This window comes from Neochlamydia sp. AcF84 (genome assembly GCF_011087585.1).
Lineage (GTDB): Bacteria > Chlamydiota > Chlamydiia > Chlamydiales > Parachlamydiaceae > Neochlamydia.
The window spans coordinates 18,974-28,933 of sequence record NZ_VJOT01000019.1; the positions used below are offsets into that span (position 1 = coordinate 18,974).

Genomic DNA, 9,960 nt, shown 5'->3' on the forward strand with positions numbered 1-9,960 from the left:
TCGAGGAGAGGTAAAGAAAAAATAATTGCTAAACCTTTTTCTTTTCTGCCTTTTTACAAGGAAATATGCATATAACCTTAACAGCCCTTTATCTTTAAAGGACGGACATTATTGTGCAAGGTCAACCCAAAATGCCTCCTTTTAGCTGATGTCTTTAGAGGGGAGGTTGATAATATTTAAGCGCTGCTTACCCAAGCTATACAAGCTAAAAAAAAAACGCTAGCCTTTATCTATAGCTAAGCGTGTAGAAAACTTGCTTAAGAAAAATAACTAAATGCTTTGCTAAGAAAAATAGAGATTATTTTTTTAATTTTTCACTTGTAACAATTAAAAGTAGTAATAAACAACCAAAGAAGTTAAAGAATTTATATGCAAATCACTTCCTCATTAGGCCCTTTGCAACCTGTTTTTTATCAAGAACCGGCCCTAGAATCAGGAGGTTCTAGTAGCGATGTCTCTTTTTCACCTTTTATAGAGCCAAGCTGCACTACCCCTTCTTTATCTCCTCGTGGCCCGCAAATATGGCCTCAAAAGCCTATAAGAAGTACACAGGAAGAAAAGCTTTTAAAGAAGCGTTTAATAAATTATTTAGGCCAAGAAAAAGATCTGCTAGGGGAAACCATCGCTCACCTTCATGCCGAGTCTTCTCTTTATACTGCCAAAGAAAGAAATAAGCTGGCTAAGCTTGTGCCTTCTCTTAAGTTACCTTGGTTCATAGTTACGGAAGAGCAGAGAAAGGAGATAATTGAACAGGGGATAAATGTGACTTCCTACCCACGTTTACAACCTTTTCATAGCGTCTTGGCTACTATTGTAGATACTATAGCTTCAATCCCAACTTCCTCTTTTAAAGATAAGCTAAAAATTTTAGAGACCTATTATACTAACTTTATTACTCAGCTCCTTGAGGCCTCTAGCTTAAGGGAGCGAGAGGCTTTGCTAGCCTTGAAAGTCCAAGTCTGTGGAGATTCTGTGGGTTTTCTCCTCCTTGACATAAATAAAGCTCTTGCTATGCTTTCTATGGATGATCTAGGGCTGCCTTGCCGTACTAATACGCATGGTAGGCATGCAGTGGCTTCTTTAGGAGGCTTACATTGTAAAGGTAATCCTAAAGCTGCAATTGTTTCTGATTATTTGAAACCTGCTTGGGAGTATGCTGCTACTTCTTTAACCCAAGCTTTTTCGCCAAACTCTCTAATTGCCGCTCCTACCTCTTTCCTTAAAATTTCAAGTATGAGGATTTTCAATTGGCACGCTTCACCAGATGAGGAGGCCAAACAGATTTTTAATGAGCAGCTATGGCGTGGTAAAACTTCTTTTCAGATCTTTAAAGAATACCCTCAGCTTAAAGAGAGATTATGTAAAGCTACTGGCTTTGAGTCTTATACAGTGCAGGTGGGCTATACAATAGGTCATTCTGTTGAAACCAAACGTCCTCCAGCTATTTTGTTGGTGGATCTCATCAGCATTTTAGAAATATTTGATTTGTTATGCGATGAACGTTTACTAACTGTTGGAGAGCTGATTGAAAGCTGGCCTTATCTCTTAGAGGAAGCGCATAAACCTTACTCATCTGCTCCTGAAAAGCTTTTCCATGCTTATAAAATGTGGATGGAACAGCTACCTGAGGAGCTGCGCCTAAAAGAATTTTCTTGCATAGGAGATTTTAGTTTAAAATCTGATGAGCAAGGCTTGGACCTTTTTCGTAAAGATTTTTTAGAAAATAAAGAAGAAGATAATTTTTGGCAGCTTTTAGCCATCCTCAAGTTGCATCCTAGGCTAGCTGCAAATGCTTCTTTAGCTTCTTTAATTGAGCTACCTTTAGCTTTGCGCTGGATTGCTAAGCTTTTTCCTAAAAAACCTATAGAAGAGCTTTTTCGTCATATTCCCCTCTTATTACAAAAAATTGACAAAGAGGCTTTTAGCAGCTTAATCCTGGCCAGCCTCCTTATTCTGCCTAATGATGGCAAAGCAGATAACTATATTGTAGAACTTTTTTGGAAAGATCAAGAACTAGAGAGCTTAAAGCTTGTCTGCATTGATAATGATCAAGCTTTTGAGCCTGCGATTATTCCAGCAGAAAAAGGGCATGGAATCCATTTGAAATGCCTGCCTTTATTGCTGAAAGGATGCATGGACCAATCTATTGCCCCCTCAATCAAGGAATTTCTAAAAAATTTAAACCCGCTCGATTTCTTGCTGGGCTGGATTAAGCGACTCGACCAAAGAAATCAACAATATAAAAAGCTTATTTTCCAAAAACAGCTAACTAACGAAGATTTTTTAGATGAAACAGCTGAAAAAAAGTTGGATATTCCCCTTTTATTGCCGAAGGGGCTGTTGACTATATTTTTTAAAAAACTGCAGCTCGTGCAGGATAAACTTAAGCAAGATTTAATCACCCACCACGATCTTTTTAAAGTTTTGGAACCGACCGCTTTTGCCTGCTATCAAGCTCTTATGCATAAACATGCCAATCCACTCGACGCATTGCTATCTCTGCACCATCAAAGCACAACTGTTGAAGCTCTGGTCGGCACTTCTCCTTTATCTTCCTCCAATGCTTTACCGTGCCTGATATCCTTTGAAGAAGAAGTAAGTGCTTTTTTATCCTCATTAGATTGGCTCGCCGGCATTCCTACCCAGCTTACTTCACTGAAAGCGATTGCTAATCTTTCGTTTTGCCCACCTTTGCCTCTTTCCTTAGCACAAAAGCAAAATTTATTGTTTATAGCTATCGATCTGGGTAGGGCTTCTTTGGTTAAACTAGCTCTTCAGCTAGGAGCTGAAATCAATCAAGCCGATGAAGCAGGACAAACAGCTTTACATAAGCTTATGCGCATCTATCACTTACCTAACTTGGAAGAAGAGCAGATTTTCTTAATCGCAGAACTTTTGCTGGCACACGAAAAGCTTGATCCTAATGCTTTAGATGAACAGAGCTCTCCTCCTATTTTTCCTTTGATCAATCGTGCCTCTTATGCATCTAGCCGCTTTAGCGTTTTATTAGCCAAGTTAGTTAAGAGGGGGGCGGATTTGGACTACCCAGATCTTCTTCGGCAGGGGGAGACGCCGTTAGAAAAAGCTATGGCTGAAGATAACCTCTCTATATTCATTGAGCTAGCTAAAAATGGAGCTGGTGCTAAAGCTCATCCTTCTAAGATTTTAAAATTTGTTAATAAACATGCCCATGACCCTCATCTTGCGCAAGCTCTTTCCTGTCTTGAAGCTCAATTGCCAGCCTTTGCTTACCTACGCTCTCTTGCTGTCTTTACTACAAAAGCTACCGGCCAAGGATTTGAATGGGAAGGAGTCGATTCCGGCAAAGCACAGTTGCATCCTCAAGTCGTGCAACAACTCCCTCTTGATGCAGGCTTAGAGTTTTACAAACTTCCTCGCACATATGGACGCAGTGCCGTTGTAGCCGTTAGCTATCTGCATCGTAAGCTTCATTTTAAGCCTTATCCTGAGATGGCAGGAATGGAGTATGCCGTAGGAAGGCTTCATCGCTTGATTATTGGGCATGGCGTTCCGGAGGCTGAATTGTTCAAATGCTACAATATTCGTCGTAATCCTTATCCTCTGTTAGTTTCAGAAACAAGTGAAGGCAAGAATTTAGAGGAGGTCTTAAAAGCAGGCAGCACTTTAACCAATCTAGATTTGCATCGAGTGCACAATATGATGCTCTTAGCTATGTTAGTCAATCCGGAGGATGGTAAACCGGATAACTACATCTTGCAATCCTTTACTAATCATCAAGGGGAAAAAAAAGATCAACTCGTAAGTATCGATAACGACCATGCTTTTCTTCCCTCTTTTTCTAAGGATGGAAAACTGAAAGTTAAATGTATCCTATTTTGCTTAAATCAAATGCATACTGCTCTTCATCCTGAAACGAGAAAGCTTTTCCTAAAAATTAAGCCCCTAGAGATCTTGCAAACGTGGCTAAAGAACCTCGATGAGCAGCAGCAGCGCTATGAGAGTCTCTTTAACGAAAAAGAGCGTGATTATGTTTATGCTTATAACAAGCAAAAACCTGTGATTTCTATTCTTTTGCCTCCAAAAACTATTGTTAGAATTTACCAAAAGCTTACATGTATGCAGCGTGCGATAGAAAGCAACGCCGCGTTGACTCCTCTAGAGCTTCTCTTCCGCTTAGATCCTTCGCTGGGAAAATATTATGCCCATCTTCTGCAGGATACAGTCGCTTCTCCCTACGAGCGCTTCTTGAAGGGGCCAGGACATTTCTATGATAAAGCTCAGCAATGCTTAGTAACTAGTAGTACTACCAGCTCACTTTTAAAATCAAGCAATATACCCGCTAAAGATCTAGCTAGGCATGAAAAGCGCTATCTACCCCAAGAGGCTTTAAAAGAACTAGAGATGCTGATCAGCCAAAGCAATCCTCGCCATCTTCAAGCGGTTGCTGCTGCTATAAAAAAAGGAAATATTGAACCTTTTCAAGATCTTTTAACGGATAGCTTACGTGAAGCTGCCCTAGCTTTTTTAAAAATTTCTAAGCAAAAGCAAGAGCTAGCTTTGCTTAAAGCTATGGCTGCTTCTTCTTTCAGCAGTTTGTCGTTAAAAAATTGTAAATTTTTAGATGGGTCTCTTTTGAAACGTTTATTAGAAGCTTCTAAAGTTCTTACCAAGTTAGATGCTAGCCATTGTGATACCTTAAAATCTTTTTCTTTTGTAGAATTGCCTTGCTTAACTTCTCTTGACCTTTCTAATTGTAGGCGTCTTTCTAAGCTGGCTTTGAAAGCTCCCAACCTGCGTTTTCTTGCTTTAAAAAATAATGCAGCCTTAACCTCTCTACAGCTAGAAGCCCCTTCTTTAGAAAAGCTTGATTTAGAAGGGTGCGTAAATCTTCCTGCCCATCAGGTTGCATCGCTCATCGAGACCTATCCATGTCTTAAAAGTTTAACGTTACCTCATCGTGATCCTTCCTTGCTAATGCGGTACAATCTCCCTCCTTCTTCTTTAGCGATTACCTTGCAAGTTAGAGACTTGTTTCAGAATACTCTTCGCACTCTTCAGATTACCCAAGACCTTCTCTCAGAAGAGGAATGTAAAGCTTTAAAAGAGGGCCTTAGGCTAAATTCTTCGCTTCAAGAGGTAGACCTTTCCGGCTTTCCAATAGCTGATCCATTTGCTATGGCTTTAGCACAGGTCATAGAAAATAACCAGACGCTCAATCGGCTGAGCTTCTGGGGTAATGAGATAAATTATTCTGCAGCGACCCCTTTAGCAAAAGCTCTAAAGGGTACATCTTCAATTACCCATTTAAGATTCTATGATGTACCGCTAGACTCTCAGAGTATCATGGCTTTTGCTGAGGGGATAAGAAACAATTCCTCCCTTGCCATTATTGAACTTAGCGGGAATCAAATAAATGAAGAAGGAGCTAGCGTTTTTGCTAAGAGCTTAGAAAGAAACTTTTCGCTCACAGAGCTAAACTTTTCTAATAATCAGCTGGCAGATAGAGGTACTATTGCTTTAGCTAAATCCCTAAAAAGCAAAGTCTCAATTACTAAGCTTGTTCTTGAAAATAATCGCATAAAGGATGAAGGTGCTCTTGCTTTATCTAAAGCCTTAAAATACAATTCTTCCCTCGTCGAACTTATTCTTAAGGTTAATTTGATAGGCAACAAAGGTGCTACTGCTTTAGCTAACCTTGTGGAAAGCAATAGGTCGCTCACTCAGGTCGATATTTCGCATAATTTAGTGGATGATGCGGAGATCATAAAACCTCTCACCTCCTTATTACTAAGGAATAAAGAAAATCGAATTTAAGTAAACCATTGTTTCATTAGTTATAGAATGTTTGAAATTTTTAGCTGGTAGCCAAAAGGCTAATTTCTTTGCCCGAAAACTTAGAGAAAAGTCTTCTTTGGCAAATGGCTATAAGCTATTGGCTAGCCCTCAACTTTCTAGAAAGGACTTTCCTTAGAAATATATTTTTCCCCTGGCTCGTTTACTATTTTAATCATACATCCTTTTCGTTGCAGAAGGTTATTGTTGATAAGATGCTTATCCTTTAGCTTCAGAACTCTTACTATCGAATTGGCTAAAAGGATGGTAGAGTAAGTCTTAAAAGATTGATGAGAAATAAAGCCCAGCCTAGCATAGTAGGGGCACTAAGGTCCCAATAGATTTAGGAAAGCTTCTAGCTGCTAATCATTGGCTTAAATGGGCGCAGGCGTAAATATAACATGGAGAGGCTTAAGCGTTAGGACTGATCGTCAGATTACTTTTTCTCTTCGTTGGCGTTAAAGTAATTTGTCATAAGCAAGGAAATGTAACGGGGTCTACTTAAAGTAATCTATTGTTTGTACAACTGGACAAAGCTATGTCACTTATGTTAAATTGTCATCTATTATTTAAAAAAAAGCAGAGTTTAAGGAATTTTTATGGCACAAATTAGTACAAATGAGTTCAAAGCTGGAATAAAAGTGGAAGTGGATGGACAACCTTATACAATTGTAAGCAATGAATTTGTTAAGCCTGGCAAAGGACAAGCTTTTAATCGTGTGAAATTAAAGCATCTTACTACAGGACGTACGATTGAACAGACTTTTAAATCAGGAGATAAAGCAGAGGTTGCTGATGTAGTCGAAGCCGAAATGCGCATGCTTTACAAAGAGGCGGACGGGGTCGTCTTTATGGATGATAAAACATTTGATCAGGTTAAAATTCCTTTTGCAAGCATAGGCGATAATGCTCAGTGGTTAATGGAAGATCATTTGTATTTTATAGTATTTTACAAAGGGCAGCCCGTTACTCTAGAACCTCCTACTTTCATCGACATGATTATTACCGAAACCTCTCCAGGAGCGCGAGGAAATACAGCTTCTGGCCGTGTGCTGAAGCCTGCTGTTGTAGAAAGTGGCGCTAAAATTCAGGTTCCCATCTTTGTGGAACAGGGTGAGAAAGTTAAAGTCGATACACGCACTGGCGAATATGTTTCTCGCGTTTCATAGATGGCTGCCCAGTTAAATAGAGGCAAGATCCTTAAGGATCGGGCCTTCATGCTAGCCCAAGCACGAGAGTTTTTTGCCAAGCGTCAAATCCTAGAAGTGGATTGTCCTATTCTTACTCAAGGGGCTTCTATTGATGCTAATATCGATTTAATTCCTGCTCGCTATGCAAACCTTGAAATACGTTATATGCATTCTTCCCCAGAATATGGGATGAAAAGGCTGCTAGCAGAAGGAATAAGTGATATTTATCAGTTATCCCATGTTTTTCGCGACGCTGAATTTAGTTATAAGCATAACCCTGAATTCATGATGGCGGAGTGGTATCGTTTAAGTGTCTCTTATGAATTTATGATTGCAGAAGCTTTAGATTTCGTTCGCCTGTTCTTGGGTCCCTTACCTGCTTACACTCTAAGCTATCGTGAAGCGCTTCAAGAATATGCTGATTTAGATTATGTGAAGGCCTCTATTCCTGATTTGATAGAATATTTGCAGAATAGAGGTATTCAACCTTACGCTCATATTGAAAAAGAAGGAAAAGATGCTCTTCTAAATCTTATCTTAGCGATGGTGGTTGAGCCGCATTTAGGAAAAGATAAGCTTTGTGTTTTGACTGACTATCCTGCCACCCAAGCGGCTCTCGCTCAGACAAAATGGCAAAATGACGAGCAGGTCGCAGAACGGTTTGAGATTTATTACGCCGGTTTAGAACTTGCTAACGGCTATCATGAGCTGGGAGATGCGGGTGAACAGCGCAAGCGTTTGATGGAAGCAAATCAAATACGGAATGGTTTAGGCAAAAACCAGCTTCCCATCGATGAAGCCTTTTTGGAAGCCTTAAAAAAAGGTTTTCCTGATGCCTGCGGCGTTGCAGTAGGTTTTGATCGCTTGATGATGTTACGTCATCAGGCTTCTACGATTGCCGAGGTCATTCCTTTTGCTTGGACTACAGCTTAAGAAATTGCCGCTAGGCTTATTGTTTGGCCATTGATAGGTAGACCTTATGATGTTTTATATGGCTTAAATTTCTTTAAGGCTGTCACAGGAGAACATGATGGATAAAAATAACGATAATACCCAAACTTCTAAATCCTTACCTTGGTATAAAGAAGGCCTACGTTTTCAATGTACTGAATGTGGAAAATGTTGTACAGGCTCGCCAGGCTACGTATGGATAACAGAACTAGAGATGCAGGCAGTTGCTAAGCTATTAAAGATATCTTTAGAGCTGTTTAAGAAAAAATATACCCGCCAGCGCGAAAATCGATATTCCCTGATTGAAAAGAAAAATCTTAACAATGAATATGATTGTATTTTTTTAAAAGATAAAAAGTGTTCTATCTATCAAGAACGCCCCCGGCAATGCCGTACCTTTCCGTGGTGGAAAGAGAATCTTGCTTCGGAAGAAAGTTGGAAAGCAGCGGCACAATATTGCGAAGGCATCCATGAGGAAGCAGCCCTGGTTCCTTATGAAAAAATTGAACAACAACTTCACCTCAATCAAAATTCATTGATACAGAAAAGCTAAATGCTTTTATTTAAGCTTGCTGTTAGGTAAGCTTAAACAGACCCACCTTTACCATTGGCTGATCGACGCTCATTCATTAAATTTTTTACCTTAGGATAGAAGTGTCATCCGTCATAGCTGATGGCTTAAGGTCGGCAGTTTTTGCGATCTTTTTCTATAGCCCCCATCTCCATCGCCCCTAGATGTCCAATGGAAAATGTGGTATGTTCTATAAAAAAGCACCTTATAGCCTTTTCTAATGGCTTTTTATAGTACTAGCTTGCCTAAGCAAGCCGCTAAGCTGTTTTTAAATCTAGCTTTCCTAATTTTGCTTTTTCCATGTATATGAATAGCTCTAAAAATTAAATAAAAATAGGCATAAAGCTTAGAAGGAGACCATGCTATGAATCCTTGCTCTTCTCTTACCATTGAACATCTACCTAATGAAATACTGACTCCTATTTTAAAGGCATGCGCTGCACCTTCTTTATATAGCGTCTGTACAAAATGGCGACATTTGCTGGCTACAGAAGTCATGCCTACCCTTTATAAGCAAATAGGTCAGATGCATGTTCCCCATGGTGATGTTCACAAGCAGGCTCTTATTATAGATAGGATTTATAAATTAGAAGCTGAACTTCCTGAAGTTACAAAAGTTAACGTGATCTTTAAGCAAATTTTTGCTTTAGCTAGCTCTCTTTCACCCTTAGAATTAGAATTTAAATGGATAACCGAGGAAAAAAGATATTTTACTCTGGCTAATTACTCTTCTTATCTGATAAGCATTAACCGCCTTTTAATGTGGAAAAAAATCCCTGGTGGAAGGGAGTACTTAGAGCAAGAGAAAAGCAAGTATTTGCCTTTAACAAAAAAAGGAGCGCTTTTCAGAGAGTGGATTGAAAATCATGGCAAAGATATTAAAAGCTTAGATTTAACTAAATCTGGCTTGACCTTTCTACCCCTAGAGATAGGATATTTATCGCAGCTGAAAAAGCTTAATTTAAACAATAACCAGCTTACCAATCTTCCGGTAGAAATAGGGCATCTATTTCAGCTAGAAGAGCTTTACTTAGATAATAACTAACTGACCATTCTTCCGGTAGAGATAGGACAGCTTCCTCGGCTGCAATGGCTTCACTTAAAAAGCAACCAGCTTACCACTCTTCCGATAGAGATAGGGCAGCTTTTTGGGTTGGAAGGACTTGACTTAAACGACAACCGGCTCACCACTCTTCCGATAGAGATAGGGCATCTTCCTCAGCTGCAATGGCTTTACTTAGGTAATACCATTTAAACGAACTCCGTAAGTAGCAGCTATTGAGAATTGCAAACAGCCTTTTTCTAAATTCAAATAAGGAGGATAATTTAGGGAGAGAAAAGGTTTGGAAAGGAGGAAACCATGTTTGTAGCTTTTTATCATACAATAGAGGAATTAAACGCCATGGCAAAAAAGAAAGCTTATGGCAGTTACAG

General features: G+C 39.5%; 6 protein-coding genes. All 6 read left to right on the plus strand.

Going from position 1 to position 9,960, the window contains the following annotated elements:
• The first annotated feature begins 369 nt into the window (after positions 1-369).
• Complete coding sequence (locus NEOC84_RS01105) at positions 370-5,796, plus strand: hypothetical protein (RefSeq protein ID WP_166154487.1); 5,427 nt, start codon at positions 370-372, stop codon at positions 5,794-5,796.
• 617 nt (positions 5,797-6,413) lie between these two features.
• The gene (gene efp, locus NEOC84_RS01110; protein ID WP_166154489.1) at positions 6,414-6,983 is read left to right on the plus strand and encodes an elongation factor P; all 570 of its coding nucleotides are present in this window, start codon (positions 6,414-6,416) and stop codon (positions 6,981-6,983) included.
• On the plus strand, positions 6,984-7,937 hold the full coding sequence (epmA, locus tag NEOC84_RS01115) for an EF-P lysine aminoacylase EpmA (RefSeq protein WP_166154491.1): 954 nt from the start codon (positions 6,984-6,986) through the stop codon (positions 7,935-7,937). It begins immediately after the preceding gene.
• Between the two features lie 94 nt (positions 7,938-8,031).
• Positions 8,032-8,508, plus strand: coding sequence for a YkgJ family cysteine cluster protein (locus NEOC84_RS01120; protein WP_242678151.1), 477 nt, complete (start codon positions 8,032-8,034; stop codon positions 8,506-8,508).
• A gap of 382 nt (positions 8,509-8,890) precedes the next feature.
• The gene (locus tag NEOC84_RS09705; protein ID WP_207391759.1) at positions 8,891-9,571 is read left to right on the plus strand and encodes a hypothetical protein; all 681 of its coding nucleotides are present in this window, start codon (positions 8,891-8,893) and stop codon (positions 9,569-9,571) included.
• 39 nt (positions 9,572-9,610) lie between these two features.
• Entirely contained in the window at positions 9,611-9,781 is a 171-nt protein-coding gene (locus tag NEOC84_RS09710; RefSeq protein ID WP_242678152.1) for a hypothetical protein, read from the plus strand.
• Positions 9,782-9,960 lie beyond the last annotated feature (179 nt).